The organism is Mucilaginibacter sp., assembly GCF_041088075.1.
Classification (GTDB): domain Bacteria; phylum Bacteroidota; class Bacteroidia; order Sphingobacteriales; family Sphingobacteriaceae; genus Mucilaginibacter_A.
The window spans coordinates 43,131-56,979 of the sequence record NZ_JBGCVY010000063.1 but is presented as its reverse complement, the minus strand read 5'-3'; the positions used below and the strand labels follow the sequence as shown (position 1 = coordinate 56,979).

Here is a 13,849-nt window from a genome sequence, read left to right as displayed (position 1 = left end):
TGTTTTCACTTTGACCAAACTTATCAAAAAATAACTATAATCAATTTAGAAAACGTTTATTTGAAATAATGAAAGTAAAGTTATCCGGGTTTTTAAACAAAATCAGTCCGCTTTTATACCCTTACCTCGTTTTGCTGGCGTTTTGCATTTTATTGATGCTGGTTTTTACCAAAGAAAAAATTTATTTTGCCATCAACCACATCCATACTGTTTTTGCCGATGTTTTTTTTGAAAACTTCACCAATTTGGGCGATAGTTTGGGCTGCACCATCATTGCCATTATTGTTTTTTTAATCAATTTTAGAAAAGGTTTTTTGCTGGCCACCAGTTACCTCATCACGTTTGCTGTTTCACAAACCATCAAACATTTGGTAAAAGCGCCACGGCCGCACTTGTTTTTTGCAAAAAAATTAAGCGGGATTTATTTGGTAAAAGGCGTGGTGATGCTGGATAAAGACAGTTTTCCGTCCGGCCATTCTGTTTCTGCTTTTACGGCCGCTTTGGTTTTAACTTATGTAGCCAAAAAGAAATGGTGGGGGCCGTTTACGCTGATCTTTGCCGTTTTAATTGCCTATTCGCGCATGTATTTGAGCGAACATTTTTTGGTGGATGTAACGGCCGGTTCTGCAATCGGGGTTTTTGTAACTGTTTTTTGGCTGCGCTGGATTGATGGCCAACCGTTTCTTTCTGCCGAAAAATGGAACCGCGGCATTTTCGGCACACCTAAAAACAACCGGTAAAAGAAGCATTAAGCCAAAATCAAACAACTTTAAAAGCCTGTTCGATCGTGTTTCCGGCCATTTCAAGCACGTCAAGCACTTGTACAAGCGTTACTGACGGATAATCGTCCAGAAAGTTTTCGCTGGAACGGCCTGCTTTCAGGTAATTGAAAAAAACTGCTACAGCTACGTCTGTTCCGGAGAAAAGTATTTCGCCGCTTTGGTTTTGGATGGATATTGATTTTGATGGTTCCATGTTGTTTAAACAAAAAGGTCTTTATTTCCGGCAAAAATACCATCTAACGGTTATTGAAGCCAAATTTCGCCGAGTAAATTATCCATGCTTCTTTTATCACCTAAAAAACAGTAAGGTTTTTGTGTTTTTTCTATACCAATTTTATAGGGCTAAAAGAAGCATCACAAAAAGGGAAGACATGGTTTAGCGGTTTTACTATGTTTCTACGGCAATCCTCCTTTTTGAAAACAACAAACCGATGCTCATGATAATGCTGGTACCTAAAATAATCATGAACAAAAGCCCTGTTTCTATTCCTTTTAGCTTCAAATTATCGGGCAAATTATAATAAAGCAAAATACTGATCAGGCCGCGCGGCGTGATAAAAACTTCTGGCAGCAGGTCTGTTTTGGCAATATATTTCAAACTTAAAAAACGGATCAGGTAAATGGCCGCCAAAATAGCGAGGCCGTATTCTAAAACTTCCAGGTTTGCCAGCCCCCACAGGTCCATCGTAAACCCAAAGATCACAAAGAAAAAAGTGCGGATGATAAAAGCGCTTTCTGCCGAAAGCTGGAAAAGCTGCCTCAAATCCCTGGAAAGTTTCGGGTACAAAAAGTATTTTCTGAACCATTTTAGTTTGATCTGATTGGCATTGTTCAAAAATAAACCAAAAGCCAGCACCAGGATCAAGGCCGATAAATGAAATTGCTCGCCGAAGGCATAAACCAGCACCAGGATGGAAATGATCAGGAAAAACTTGACATGGTGCTGCAAACGGCTGATGAGGTACAGCATGAACAAACAGGAAACCACCGATAAAAGCAATATCGAAAGCGTTTCCAAGCCCAGGTTTACAAAAGAAGCCGCCTTGATGTTGGGGTTGTATAGTGCGAAGTTGAACAGCACGATGCCGAGTATATCAGAAAAAGAAGCTTCGTAAATGATGTATTCTTTTTTATGATCGTCCATGGCACTGGCCGACGGAATGGCGATGGACGAACTGACGATGCTGAAAGGGATGGCATTTAAAAAACAGTTTGAAAAACTGCCGCCAGACAAATGCTGCAAAATCAAGGCTAAAACAACGCTGGTTGCCAATAAAATGCCCAACGCTGAAAAAAAGGAACGGAGGATGAGGCCGTTTTTTTCCTTGTCATATTTCAGTTCCAACGCACCTTCCAAAACGATCAAGATCAGGCCGAGCGTTCCCAAAGCCGGCAGGATCATTAAAAAGTTAAAGGTTTTAAAACCAATATAATCAACCACATAGCGCAATCCGATGCCCAGAAACAGCAGCAGCAATACCGAAGGCACCTTGGTTTTTTTGGAGATTAGGTCAAATACATAAGAGAAAATAACCAGTCCGCTAAGTATAATGAGGGCGGTATAAGTAGTCATAGGCGTTTTTAAAAATCGTATGGCTGTTAAGCAAGTTGCCCCATTTAGCAAAATAGGTGATAAAAACAGTATGCACTTAATTGCGGCATACTGTTTTTACGGCATAAAATTAAGTAAATTAAATTTTCTCCATTTCCGCCTTTACAAAAGCGGCCAGTTCTTTTACATATCCGGCACTGAAATCAAATTTAATACCGGCAGTTTCATAAATTTCTTTGATGGTTTTGGTGTAGCCTAATTTCAAAGCGTCCAAATATTGCTGCAAACCTTTTTCGGGGTTTTCCTTGTAGTTTTTCCAAACTGCAATCGCACCCAATTGCGCCATACCATATTCGATATAATAAAAAGGGACTTCAAAAATGTGCAGTTGCTTTTGCCACAGGTTTTGTTCGGCTTCGCGATGTTCGCTCCAATCCACAAAACCAGCACCAAACTGTTCGTAAATTTGCGTCCAGGCTTCGGTTCTTTGTTCCGAAGTATGGTCCGGATTGGTATAAATCCAATGCTGAAACTGATCAACCACGGCAACCCAGGGCAGCGTTTTCAACACATCAAAAAGCTGGTCGCGTTTGGCGCGTTTCAAATCTTCTTCGTTCTCAAAATACACGTTCCAGTTGTCCATCGAAATCAGTTCCATTGACATTGAAGCTAATTCGGCTACTTCACTCGGACAATGTTTAAAATCGTTTAGTTCCAGGTTTGCAGTTAAAAAAGTATGGATGGCGTGTCCGCCTTCATGAACCATCGTCGTTAAATCGCGAAAAGTTCCGGCCGAATTCATAAAGATAAAAGGAGCACCAGTTTCGGCCAGCGGATAATTGTAACCGCCCGGTGCTTTGCCTTTTCGGCTTTCCACGTCAAACAAACCGTATTCGCGCATCGTGTTTAGCTTTTCGCCCAGTTCCGGGTTGATGTTGTTGAAGCAACGGATGGATTTTCCGATCAGTTCTTCGCCGCTTTGAAAAGGTTTTAAAGCCGGTTTTCCCGAAATATCAACTTCCGTGTCCCAGGGTTTCAACGTTTCCAAACCCAAAGCTGCTTTGCGTTTTTCGGCTTGTTCGCGCAAAATCGGCACAATTTCAGTTTCAATCGCTTCATGAAATTTGTAGCAATCGTGCGGCGTATAATCAAAACGGCCCAAAGCCTGGAACATGTAATCACGGAAGTTCTCGAAACCGGCATTCAAAGCAACTTGGTGGCGTACTGTTTTTAGGTGGTTAAAAAGCATATCCAATTGATCTTTGTCCTGCAAACGGCGGAAGGTAATTTTCTCCCAAACCTGCTGGCGTTTTTCGCGGTTCAAATCTTTTAAAAAAACAGCGGCCTGCTCCAGTGTGTATTCTTTGTCGTCAATAAAAACCGACATCGCGCCGGTGATAGACTGATATTTTTGCTGTTCTACCTGCAGTTCGGTTTGCAAGGGGATGTTTTCTTCGCGGAACAATTCCAACGATTTTTTGATTCCGCGCAGCAAAATGAAATATTTTTCTTCGTTCAACTGATCTTTAAATGGAGAATCCATCAGCTTTTTGTTCAGTTCATTGTTCAGCGGCGCAATCTTCGGTTCGATTTCCGTGGCGAAGTATTGAAAACTTTGCAGCAGTTCTTCGTTCGTCGTATCGCAAGTCATGCGGATGTAGCGCCAGGCAAAATCTTCTTCCAGCGCGGCTTCCAGTTCGCTGCGGTCGCGCAGCCATTGTTCCAGATCTTCCACCGAATTAATAGAACGGTTTTGCAGTTCGGTAAAAATCGGTTCCAGGTTTTCCCATTTAATTTCTAAGTTTTCGGGAATATATTTTTTTTCTTTTTTAAGGATCATTGTTGGACAGAATTAAGCTGCGAAATTAGGAAATACAATCAACCAAAATTATAGTGGTAAAAGAAGTATCAAGAATTTCAAAAACAAAAAAGGGAAAATTGCTTTTTGTAAAAAGGAAAATTACTAAATTTGATGTATGAAAACTTTTGAAGAACCCATGTTAAGTTACATCCCTGCTAAAATTGACCACGCGGCTACTTTAAGTTTGATCCGAAGCGATAAAGCCAGTTATCAGCATTTTAAAGCGATTAAGGATATTACTGCTTTTACCGATGAAAAAATTGCAGATTGGCTGGACGTTAGCGTAAAAACTTATCGTACTTATACCAAGCCCGGTGCTCAGATTAAGGACAGCATCAAGGAGCAAGCATTAATAATATTATCACTGATTAAGCATGGAGCCGAAGTTTTTGGCAGTGTTAAAGATTTTTTACAGTGGCTGGAAGGGGAGAATTTTTACTTTGATAAAAAAGCGCCCATTACTTTTATGCATACAAACAGTGGAATGAAATTTATTGATGACCGGCTTACAGGAATGCAATATGGTGATAACGCATAAAAATAATGGAGGTTTATCGTATTGCCGAAGAAAACTTTTCCAACGAGTTAACAGCATCGGGGTTGGCAAACCGATGGAACAATGATAACCAATTTGTTTTATATACCGGAAGCTCCCGTTCGTTAGCTACTTTAGAATTAGTAGTTGCCCGAAAAAGTATTAATCCAAAGTCTAATTATCGGGTGATGATTATTTCTATTGCCGACGAAGAAGAACTTTTTACTGCTGTTCTAAAAAATAATTTGCCGGAGGATTGGCGAAGCACCAATTCTTATTCTCAATTGCAGCAAATCGGCAGCGACTGGTATAAAAGCAGTCAATCGCTGGTTTTAAAAGTTCCTTCTGCCGTGATTTCCCAAGAATACAATTATTTGATCAATACCAAACATCCTGATTTTGCAACCAAAGTAAGCTTGGTGCGAACGGAAAATTACTTTTGGGACGAAAGGTTGGTTTGAAAATATAGACACTAATTTTATAGTGATAAAAGAAGCATCCAATTTTTCGTTTTCTTTATCGAATCCATAACCGATCAATTAAAAAGCATAAAGCAAAAACAACACTTGCAATGCCATTAGTCGTCATAAAAGCAAAGTTGACCCGGCTTAAATCATGCGGTTTTACCAAGCTGTGCTGATAAACCAACATTGAGCCAAAAACAATAATCCCTAAATAATAAGGATAGCTAACGTGTGTTAAAAAGATTGGTAAAATCACAAAAACAGCCGATAAAATATGCAGAAAAGTGGAAAGCCGCAACGCATTCACTTTTCCCAAAAAAACCGGGATGGAATGCAGTTTTTCTTCGCGGTCGAAATCTTCATCCTGCAAAGCATAAATGATATCAAAGCCGCTTACCCAGCACAAAACCGAAGCCGAAAACAAAATGGGCAGCGGTGCAAAAGCACCGGTAACTACCAAATAAGCGCCGATAGGGGCCAGACTCAGCCCCAAACCCAAAACCAAATGGCACAAAAAAGTAAAGCGTTTGGTGGCACTGTAACCCAAAACCACCAGTAAAGCAACCGGCGATAAATAGAAACAAAGTGGGTTGATGAACCAGGTTGTACCGATAAAAAGCAGGCAATTGGCGATGGTAAAAGTTAAAGCTGATTTGGCGCTAATCCTTCCGGCCGGAATATCGCGCACTTTGGTCCGCGGGTTTTTGGCATCAATTTCACGGTCTAAATAGCGGTTAAAAGCCATCGCCGCGCTTCGGGCAAAAACCATGCACAGCAGCATCAACGCTAATTTTAAAGCGGAGAAAACATGATTGGTGGTAGTTACCGCCAAAAAAAAGCCGATAAAAGCAAAAGGCATGGCAAAAATGGTATGCGAAAAAGTAACGAGGGAAAAATATTTTTTCATTTGAAATAGAAATTAATCCTGGTCCGGCTGATAAATTAAAATGTCTTTTACATCAAACTTTTGGTTGACCTCGCCAATAAAATTCAAAATCTCGTCGCGGCCGGTTTGCAGTTCGGCAGAAGTGATAAAATGCTGCGGCACTTCTTCAAACAAGGTCAACATAGCTTTGCAAAACTTGGCCACATTTTGGTCGGTTTTTACTTTGCCCTGTTTATCGGCTTTGGTAAAAGTAATGACGAACGGAATGCCGCGTTCGCCCAAAGCAGCGCAAAACTCCAGGTCAATTTTTTGCGGTTCCAATCGGCTGTCAATCAATACAAAAACACATTGCAAGTTTTCCCGCTTTTCCAAATAATTGCGGATGTACTTGTTCCATTCTTCTTTCTTGGTTTTCGAAATCCGCGCGTAACCGTAACCTGGCAAATCAACCAGGTACCAATTTTCGTTAATCAAAAAATGGTTGATCAATTGCGTTTTGCCCGGCGTTTGCGAAGTTTTGGCCAAACCTTTTTTGCCCGTCAGCATATTGATTAAAGAAGATTTGCCCACGTTAGAACGGCCGATAAAAGCAAATTCGGGCTTTACGGCAGGCGGCAGTTTGGACATTTGCGTGTTGCTGCAAATAAATTCGGCAGATTTGACAATCATAAAACAAAGGTAAAGGTTTGTTGCCTTTAATTTGATGTTTAAACGTCAAGATAAAGACCAGCCCAAAAATGGAATATCAAATCCCGGCCCAAACACGCATTGGCCACGTGCATTTAAAAGTGAGCAATTTGCAGCAGTCGTTGGATTTTTATTGCGGATTGCTGGGTTTTGAATTGATGACAATGTATGGCGATCAGGCAGCTTTTATTTCGGCTGGCGGCTACCACCATCACATCGGCCTGAATACCTGGCACAGTAAAAACTCGCCGCCTGCACCGGAAAGGGCGCCGGGATTGTACCACACGGCAATTTTATACCCGGAAAGAAAAGACCTGGCCGTTATTTTAAAGCGTTTGATTGATGCAAATTATCCTTTGACCGGCCTTTCTGATCATGGCGTTTCGGAAGCAATTTATCTGGACGACCCGGACAAAAACGGCGTGGAACTGTACTGGGACCGGCCGCGGGAATTGTGGCCGAAAGACGAGAATGGCGACATCGCGATGTTTACCAACCGGTTGGATGTTGAAGGACTGCTCGCACTTGCCGTTTAACCGATGCTTCTTTTACCACCTATTTATTTGCATATTTGAAACATCAGCATGAATAAAACGATCACGCCATATCAAAACCAGGCTACTAAAAAAGAACAAGTGGCAGATATGTTCAACAATATTTCCAAAACTTACGATTTTTTGAACCATTTTTTATCTGCTGGCATTGACATCATTTGGCGGAAAATTGCGATCAACGAACTAAAAAAAGACCAGCCGCAACTGATTTTGGATGTGGCAACCGGAACCGGCGATTTTGCTTTTGAAGCCATCAAAATCCTCAAACCAAAAAAAATAATTGGCGTGGATATTTCGCAAGGAATGTTAAACATAGCCCAAAAAAAGATAGATAAAAGAAGCATGAGCAAACGTTTTGAAGTGCGTTTGGGCGATTCGGAAAAGTTGTTGTTTGATGCCGATCAGTTTGATGCCGTTACCGTTGCTTATGGCGTCCGTAATTTCGAAAACCTGGAAGCTGGTTTGGCCGATATGTTCCGTGTTTTAAAACCACAGGGAAAAGCGGTTATTTTAGAGTTTTCAAAACCGAGAATCTTTCCCATCAAACATTTGTATAATTTCTACTTCAATTATATCACGCCTTTTATTGGTAAAGTTTTTTCGAAAGATGCACGCGCTTATTCTTATCTACCCGAATCTGTCGCCGCGTTTCCGGATGGCGAACGTTTTACCGGGCTGATGCAGAAAGTAGGTTTCAAAAATACCAAACAACGGCCGCTGGCGTTTGGGATTTGTTCTGTTTACACCGGCGTTAAATGAAGATTAAGTACATACTGTTTTTAGGCATGTTTTTTTGGGCTTCCGCTGCTTCTGCACAGCGCGTGGTACAGGCCTGGGCAGGCGGCGCAGACCAAAATGCTTTTTCTTTCGGCTACACTTTTCAGTACGTCAACTCTTCCTACAAAATCTTAAAAAAGCCAAACTGGCGCACGCCGTATTACGATCAGGGAACCAACCGCAACGTAACCGACTCTTTAAACAGCATTACTTCGCCCGGCACGGCCGGTTTTGCTTTGGGTTTTTTAGCGCGGTACAGCGTAACCGATAATTTTGAAGTACGCCTGACGCCAACTTTGGTTTTTGCCGACCGGACCGTAAATTATCAATACCGGACGCAGGATTTGGCGCCCGACAAAAACCAAGTGGTTTCGACAACCCAGGCCGAATTTCCGCTTGAACTAAAGTTAAAATCAAACCGCTTGGGCAACTTCCGGGCCTACGTTTTGGGAGGCGTAAAATATGCTTACGGCATCGGCAATCAAAGTAAAAACAACGAAGCTGATTTGGCCCCGCTTGAAAGAAAGCTTAAAAACGTGTCCAACTTTTCTTCTTATGTGGCTGGTTTTGGTTGCGATATTTACCTGGAATACTTTAAACTTTCGCCCGAAATCAAACTGTCCAACTCGTTTGGCAGCGTTTTGTATCCCGAAAACCATCCTTACGCCAGCCCGCTCGAAAAACTATATCTGCATAGCATTGTGTTTAGTTTAATCTTTGAATAAAAATTAAAAAACACAATTTCGGCTCAAAAGCATTTATTTGTGCTTTGGTTAATACTTCTTTTATATGAACAAAATTGCATTGATCACAGGTGCCAGTTCGGGCATTGGCGAAGCTTGCGCACACGTTTTTGCCCGCGAAGGTTTTAATTTGATTTTAACCGGCCGCCGTGCAGAAAAATTGGAAAAACTGGCCAACGCGTTAAACATCCAATACAATACGGAAGTTGCGGTAGCTAATTTCGACATCCGCAACAAAGCTTCGGTTACACAAAATTTAGAACAATTGCCCGAAGCCTGGAAAAAAGTGGACGTGCTGATCAACAACGCCGGTTTGAGCAAAGGTTTGGACCCGATCAACGCCGGCGATACCAACGATTGGGATTTGATGATTGACACCAATATCAAAGGTTTGTTGTACACCAGCAAGATTGTTTCCAACTGGATGATTGCCAATGGCCACGGGCATATCGTTAATTTAGGTTCCATCGCCGGGAAAGAAGTTTACCCAAATGGAAACGTTTATTGCGCCACCAAACATGCGGTTGATGCCTTGAACAAAGGGATGCGGCTGGATTTAGTGCAACATGGGATTAAGGTTTCGGCCATCAATCCCGGTGCCGTAGAAACCGAATTTTCTAATGTCCGGTTTAATGGCGATGCCGAAAGGGCAAAAAAAGTTTACGAAGGTTTTACGCCGCTGGCCGCGATGGATATTGCCGAAACCATTTATTTTATCGTTTCGCGCCCGGCCCACGTCAACATCAACGATTTGACCATTATGCCAACGGCGCAGGCAAATGCGGTTACGTTTGTGAGGAAGTAGGTTTGAGGTATGAGCGTTGCGTATAGTTCTTTAGAAATCCATATCAACACTAAAAATATACCGATAAAAGAAGCATGTTGATAGAAAACAATAAACCGGGGAGAAATACATTTTAATATGAGCGGGGATTTGGAGCGTAGGCAAAACACATCAACACTAAAAAAACACTGATAAAAGAAGCATGTTAATAGAAACCATAGACCAGGATATTAAAAAAGCGATGCTGGCAAAAGACGAGACCAGTTTGCGCGGCTTGAGGGCCATTAAATCGGCTTTGTTGCTGGCGCGAACGGAAAAAGGCGCATCCGAAAACATCTCCGAAGAAACCGAACTGAAAGTGTTGCAAAAGCTGATCAAACAGCGCAAAGAATCCGCGGAAATTTACCAATCGCAAAACCGCGATGATTTGTACCGGATCGAAAAAGAAGAAATGCAGGTGATCGAAGCGTATTTGCCGCAGCAAATGGGCCGGGAAGAAATCACGGCTTACTTGCAGGACGTAATCAAAAAAACAGGTGCCACATCGGTAAAAGACATGGGCAAAATAATGGGGGCCGCCAATAAAGAACTGGCAGGAAAAGCCGACGGCAAAACAATTTCTGAAATTGTAAAGCAGCTATTGCAATAATATAATTAGGTTGTTGGCCGAAAGCCATTTTAAAAAAGCTAATTTTATAGCCGTTACAACAGGTTTTATACCGTTGGCCTTTTTTGGTTTTTATTTTCCGATGGCAGCATTATTTTCAAAAAACGTTTATGGAGTTTGTGGTAAAAGAAGAAAAAGGGTTTAAATATATAGAACAGGGCAAAGGTGAGGTTTTATTGCTGCTGCATGGTTTGATGGGCGCGTTGAGCAATTGGGAATACGTGATCGAAGAGTTTAGCAAAGATTACCGGGTCATCATCCCGATGCTGCCTATATACGAACTGCCTTTGCTGACCCTGGGCGTAAAAACGCTTTCTAAATTCGTCCATAAATTTGTGAAGTATAAAGAGCTGGAAAATTTTTGTGTTTTGGGCAACTCGCTGGGCGGGCATGTGGCGCTTATTTATGCCATGTCTCATCCCGAAAGGCTAAATTCGATGGTGCTGGCAGGAAGTTCCGGCCTGTACGAAAACGCTTTTGGCGGTTCTTTTCCGAAGAGGGAAAGCTACTCGTTTATAAAAGAAAGGGTAGAGCACACTTTTTACGACCCAAAAACAGCAACCAAAGAGCTGGTTGATGAAATTTATGCAACCGTTAACGACCGCCACAAAATTATCCGTCTTTTGGCGATGGCAAAATCAGCAATCCGGCATAACATGGCAAAAGATTTACACAAAATTAAAATTCCTGTTGCTTTAATTTGGGGCAAAAACGATAAAATTACGCCGCCGGAAGTTGCGGTAGAATTTAACCAACTGCTGCCTGATTCGGACCTGACCTGGGTTGAACATTGCGGCCATGTGCCGATGATGGAGCAGCCGCAGGAATTTAATCGATTGTTAAAGGATTTTCTCGAAAAAATTAAAGCATAATATGGTTGCTGCCGAACTGATTTCCGACATCATCCCACCGGTAAAACCTACCGATACGGTCGAAAAAGTTAACCTACTGCTGGAAGAATTCAGGGTAAGCGAACTGCCGGTTGTGGATGAAGATTTGTTTTTGGGGCTGATTGCCGAAGATGATCTGATCGAAATTACCGATGAAGACCGGACGGTGGATACGTTGTCCATCCTGAAAGCGCAGACTTTTGTGCGCGAAAACCAGCATGTTTATGATGTTGTCCGGATGTTTAGCGCACAGCAATTAAGCATTTTGCCGGTGCTAGATCAAAAAAGCAATTATCTCGGTTTAATCAATATCAATTCTTTAAACAATTATTTTGCCAGCCTTACTGCGGCCAACGAGCCTGGTGCCATTATCGTTTTGGAGATGAACAACCGCGACAATTCTTTGGCGCAAATGGCACAGATTGTAGAATCGGACAAAGCACAGATATTGAGTTCGTACACCCGCTCTTTTGCTGATTCTACCCGTTTGGAAGTTACTTTAAAGATCAATAAAAAAGACATTTCTGCTATCCAGGCCAGCTTTATCCGCTACGATTACACCATAAAAGCAGTATTTAACCAAGCCCAGGTTGACGACGATTCTATGAACCGCTACGAATTACTGATGAATTTCATCAACCTATAATTTCTAAAATGAAGATTGCAGTTTACGGCAAACCCTCAAATCCAACTGTATTTCCTTTTATCAAAGAAGTTTTTGATTGCCTGGAAAAATATGGTTCGGAAGTGTTCGTACATATTGATTTGTATTATTTTATAGCAGAGCAGCCGGATTTTTCGAAAAACTACGCCCACTTTAGCAGTTATGAAGACATCAATGGCATTGTAGATGTAATGCTGACGTTGGGCGGAGACGGAACGATTTTAGGTACGGTTGATCTCATTCGCGATTCTGGCATTCCGGTTATCGGTATCAATTTTGGCCGCCTTGGGTTTTTGGCCAGCGTCAACAAAAACGACATTGAAGAAGCTATTAAAGCTTTGGTAAACAAGCAGTTTACGCTGGACGAAAGAGTGCTGTTGGAGTTGGAATCAAACCCGCCGGTTTTTAAAAATATCAATATCGCCTTAAACGATATTACCATCCATAAGCGCGACAATGCGGCCATGATCACCATTCATGCTTTTTTGAACGACGAATTTTTAAATTCTTATTGGGGAGACGGCATTATTGTTTCTACGCCAACCGGTTCTACGGCTTATTCATTAAGCTGCGGCGGCCCGATCGTTTTTCCGCAGTCCGGCAATTTTGTGATCACGCCTATTTCTCCGCATAACCTAAATGTACGCCCAATTGTGATTTCTGATGACCACACGCTTACTTTTAAAGTAGAAACCCGCAGCACAAACTACCTGGTTTCCTGCGATTCTAAAACAGAGACCATTGATAGTTCGAGCGTTTTTACCATCCGAAAAGCGGGTTATGGTTTTAATCTCGTTCGCTTAAATAATGAAAGTTATTTATCCACGTTAAGGAACAAATTGATGTGGGGACTGGATGCCCGCAATTACTGAATTTGATACGGATGCGTAAACTTTATGGTTTGCTTCTTTTACTGCTGCTTTCCTCGGCCTGTTTTGCCCAAACCTGGGAACCGGGGATTTTTGCAGGTTCGTCTGGCTACATGGGCGATTTCAACGAGGTGAACCCTTTTAAATTTACCGATTTTTCGGCCGGTGTTTCTGTAAAGCGAAACTTTAACGGTTATTTTTCGGCCAAGCTGGGTTATACTTATGGCAAGGTCCGCGGTGCCGACAGCTTGTCGTCCAACGCACAATTGCGCAACCGCAACCTCAGCTTTTTTTCACCCATAAACGAAGTATCGCTCACTGGCGAGCTTAACTTTTTTAATTACTATTCGGGCATCAGTATCAAAAGATGGACACCGTATATTTTTGGCGGTGTGGCCTTGGTAAACTATAACCCGAAAGCCGTTTACAAAGGCGATACGTATGTGCTTCGGCCATTAAAAACAGAAGGCCAGCAAAAAGAATATCCGTACAATGCTTTAAGTGTTCCTTATGGCGTTGGTGTAAAAGTTAATTTTTCGGGAAGCTGGAATTTGGGTATCGAGCTGGGCTACCGCACGGCTTTTACCAATTATCTGGACGATGTAAGCAGTTATTATCCTGAAAAAGCAGGTTTGGTTAATGTTGATTCAAGGATTTTAACAGACCGTTCCGGCGAAAAAACCGGCATTTACATCGGTTCGCCCGGTGCGCAACGCGGAAATTTGAGGCGGGATACTTACATGATAACCGGGCTAACGCTTTCGTACACCTTTTTGAGCCAGAAATGTCCGGTTGTTTCTCCATGATTTTTAGGCGGTAAAAGAAGCATTGGACAAATTCAGATTGTAGAGCCAGAAGCGTTTGACGGAAGCGCACTGATTTTTAGGTGGTAAAAGAAGCATCGGCCAAATTCAGATTGTAGAGCCAGAAGCGTTTGACGGAAGCGCACTGATTTTTAGGTGGTAAAAGAAGCATCGGCCAAATTCAGATTGTTGGGCCAGAAGCGTTTGATGGAAGCGCACTAATTTTTAGGTGGTAAAAGAAGCATCGGGCAAATTTAAAATTGTTGGGGCAGAAAGCGTTTGACGGAAGCGCACTAATTTTTAGGTGGTAAAAGAAGCATCGGCCAAATTT

17 protein-coding genes are annotated in these 13,849 nt (G+C 42.0%); 12 read left to right on the top strand and 5 right to left on the bottom strand.

Features of this window, described 5'->3' with window-relative positions:
• Positions 1-68: 68 nt before the first annotated feature.
• The gene (locus tag V5804_RS15480; RefSeq protein ID WP_369592307.1) at positions 69-740 is read left to right on the top strand and encodes a phosphatase PAP2 family protein; all 672 of its coding nucleotides are present in this window, start codon (positions 69-71) and stop codon (positions 738-740) included.
• Between the two features lie 19 nt (positions 741-759).
• Here the strand turns inward: V5804_RS15480 and V5804_RS15475 are convergent, their stop codons facing one another.
• From V5804_RS15475 to V5804_RS15465, 3 genes are all read right to left on the bottom strand, one after another.
• Positions 760-975: a DUF433 domain-containing protein gene (locus tag V5804_RS15475; protein ID WP_369592306.1), complete on the bottom strand. Its 216-nt coding sequence runs from the start codon at positions 973-975 to the stop codon at positions 760-762.
• Between the two features lie 195 nt (positions 976-1,170).
• Positions 1,171-2,355, bottom strand: coding sequence for a sodium:proton antiporter (locus tag V5804_RS15470; protein ID WP_369592305.1), 1,185 nt, complete (start codon positions 2,353-2,355; stop codon positions 1,171-1,173).
• Positions 2,356-2,473: 118 nt separating this feature from the next.
• Positions 2,474-4,174, bottom strand: a complete 1,701-nt coding sequence (locus tag V5804_RS15465) for a M3 family oligoendopeptidase (RefSeq protein ID WP_369592304.1) — start codon at positions 4,172-4,174, stop codon at positions 2,474-2,476.
• Between the two features lie 136 nt (positions 4,175-4,310).
• Between V5804_RS15465 and V5804_RS15460 the strand changes: the two genes are divergently transcribed.
• Together V5804_RS15460 and V5804_RS15455 are read left to right on the top strand one after the other, a co-directional pair.
• Positions 4,311-4,733, top strand: a complete 423-nt coding sequence (locus tag V5804_RS15460; RefSeq protein WP_369592303.1) for an antitoxin Xre/MbcA/ParS toxin-binding domain-containing protein — start codon at positions 4,311-4,313, stop codon at positions 4,731-4,733.
• Positions 4,734-4,738: 5 nt separating this feature from the next.
• Positions 4,739-5,191, top strand: coding sequence for an RES family NAD+ phosphorylase (locus V5804_RS15455; protein WP_369592302.1), 453 nt, complete (start codon positions 4,739-4,741; stop codon positions 5,189-5,191).
• 55 nt (positions 5,192-5,246) lie between these two features.
• On the opposite strand, the gene V5804_RS15450 is transcribed toward V5804_RS15455, so the two are convergent.
• Both V5804_RS15450 and yihA read right to left on the bottom strand, forming a co-directional pair.
• The gene (locus V5804_RS15450; protein ID WP_369592301.1) at positions 5,247-6,101 is read right to left on the bottom strand and encodes a UbiA-like polyprenyltransferase; all 855 of its coding nucleotides are present in this window, start codon (positions 6,099-6,101) and stop codon (positions 5,247-5,249) included.
• 12 nt (positions 6,102-6,113) lie between these two features.
• A complete protein-coding gene (yihA, locus tag V5804_RS15445; RefSeq protein ID WP_369592300.1) occupies positions 6,114-6,749 on the bottom strand; it encodes a ribosome biogenesis GTP-binding protein YihA/YsxC in 636 nt (211 codons plus the stop codon).
• 68 nt (positions 6,750-6,817) lie between these two features.
• Here yihA and V5804_RS15440 point away from each other — a divergent pair, with 68 nt between their 5' ends.
• The 9 genes from V5804_RS15440 (at position 6,818) to V5804_RS15400 (ending at position 13,521) form a co-directional block, all read left to right on the top strand.
• Positions 6,818-7,303: a VOC family protein gene (locus V5804_RS15440; RefSeq protein ID WP_369592299.1), complete on the top strand. Its 486-nt coding sequence runs from the start codon at positions 6,818-6,820 to the stop codon at positions 7,301-7,303.
• A gap of 48 nt (positions 7,304-7,351) precedes the next feature.
• Positions 7,352-8,080, top strand: coding sequence for a bifunctional demethylmenaquinone methyltransferase/2-methoxy-6-polyprenyl-1,4-benzoquinol methylase UbiE (ubiE, locus tag V5804_RS15435; protein ID WP_369592298.1), 729 nt, complete (start codon positions 7,352-7,354; stop codon positions 8,078-8,080).
• Entirely contained in the window at positions 8,077-8,823 is a 747-nt protein-coding gene (locus V5804_RS15430) for an outer membrane beta-barrel protein (RefSeq protein ID WP_369592297.1), read from the top strand. Before ubiE ends, V5804_RS15430 begins: the two co-directional genes overlap by 4 nt.
• A 64-nt stretch (positions 8,824-8,887) precedes the next feature.
• Positions 8,888-9,646, top strand: coding sequence for an SDR family NAD(P)-dependent oxidoreductase (locus V5804_RS15425; RefSeq protein WP_369592296.1), 759 nt, complete (start codon positions 8,888-8,890; stop codon positions 9,644-9,646).
• Positions 9,647-9,827: 181 nt separating this feature from the next.
• On the top strand, positions 9,828-10,274 hold the full coding sequence (locus V5804_RS15420; protein ID WP_369592295.1) for a GatB/YqeY domain-containing protein: 447 nt from the start codon (positions 9,828-9,830) through the stop codon (positions 10,272-10,274).
• A gap of 128 nt (positions 10,275-10,402) precedes the next feature.
• Positions 10,403-11,164 carry an alpha/beta fold hydrolase gene (locus V5804_RS15415; RefSeq protein WP_369592294.1) on the top strand — a complete coding sequence of 254 codons (762 nt, stop codon included), beginning with the start codon at positions 10,403-10,405 and terminating at the stop codon, positions 11,162-11,164.
• 1 nt (position 11,165) lies between these two features.
• Positions 11,166-11,828 (top strand): CBS domain-containing protein, encoded by a 663-nt coding sequence (locus tag V5804_RS15410; RefSeq protein ID WP_369592293.1) that lies wholly within the window; start codon positions 11,166-11,168, stop codon positions 11,826-11,828.
• Positions 11,829-11,836: 8 nt separating this feature from the next.
• Positions 11,837-12,718, top strand: coding sequence for an NAD kinase (locus V5804_RS15405; RefSeq protein WP_369592292.1), 882 nt, complete (start codon positions 11,837-11,839; stop codon positions 12,716-12,718).
• A gap of 11 nt (positions 12,719-12,729) precedes the next feature.
• Entirely contained in the window at positions 12,730-13,521 is a 792-nt protein-coding gene (locus V5804_RS15400; protein WP_369592291.1) for a DUF6089 family protein, read from the top strand.
• Positions 13,522-13,849: the final 328 nt, after the last annotated feature.

Bases quoted from the DNA above. Each gene is read 5' to 3' on its own strand.
- V5804_RS15460 (WP_369592303.1), top strand. From the start codon at position 4,311: ATGAAAACTTTTGAAGAACCCATGTTAAGTTACATCCCTGCTAAAATT.
- V5804_RS15480 (WP_369592307.1), top strand. From the start codon at position 69: ATGAAAGTAAAGTTATCCGGGTTTTTAAACAAAATCAGTCCGCTTTTA.
- V5804_RS15475 (WP_369592306.1), bottom strand. From the start codon at position 975: ATGGAACCATCAAAATCAATATCCATCCAAAACCAAAGCGGCGAAATA.
- V5804_RS15410 (WP_369592293.1), top strand. From the start codon at position 11,166: ATGGTTGCTGCCGAACTGATTTCCGACATCATCCCACCGGTAAAACCT.
- V5804_RS15465 (WP_369592304.1), bottom strand. From the start codon at position 4,174: ATGATCCTTAAAAAAGAAAAAAAATATATTCCCGAAAACTTAGAAATT.
- V5804_RS15455 (WP_369592302.1), top strand. From the start codon at position 4,739: ATGGAGGTTTATCGTATTGCCGAAGAAAACTTTTCCAACGAGTTAACA.
- yihA (WP_369592300.1), bottom strand. From the start codon at position 6,749: ATGATTGTCAAATCTGCCGAATTTATTTGCAGCAACACGCAAATGTCC.
- V5804_RS15470 (WP_369592305.1), bottom strand. From the start codon at position 2,355: ATGACTACTTATACCGCCCTCATTATACTTAGCGGACTGGTTATTTTC.
- V5804_RS15450 (WP_369592301.1), bottom strand. From the start codon at position 6,101: ATGAAAAAATATTTTTCCCTCGTTACTTTTTCGCATACCATTTTTGCC.
- V5804_RS15425 (WP_369592296.1), top strand. From the start codon at position 8,888: ATGAACAAAATTGCATTGATCACAGGTGCCAGTTCGGGCATTGGCGAA.
- V5804_RS15420 (WP_369592295.1), top strand. From the start codon at position 9,828: ATGTTAATAGAAACCATAGACCAGGATATTAAAAAAGCGATGCTGGCA.
- V5804_RS15405 (WP_369592292.1), top strand. From the start codon at position 11,837: ATGAAGATTGCAGTTTACGGCAAACCCTCAAATCCAACTGTATTTCCT.
- V5804_RS15415 (WP_369592294.1), top strand. From the start codon at position 10,403: ATGGAGTTTGTGGTAAAAGAAGAAAAAGGGTTTAAATATATAGAACAG.
- V5804_RS15430 (WP_369592297.1), top strand. From the start codon at position 8,077: ATGAAGATTAAGTACATACTGTTTTTAGGCATGTTTTTTTGGGCTTCC.
- ubiE (WP_369592298.1), top strand. From the start codon at position 7,352: ATGAATAAAACGATCACGCCATATCAAAACCAGGCTACTAAAAAAGAA.
- V5804_RS15400 (WP_369592291.1), top strand. From the start codon at position 12,730: ATGCGTAAACTTTATGGTTTGCTTCTTTTACTGCTGCTTTCCTCGGCC.
- V5804_RS15440 (WP_369592299.1), top strand. From the start codon at position 6,818: ATGGAATATCAAATCCCGGCCCAAACACGCATTGGCCACGTGCATTTA.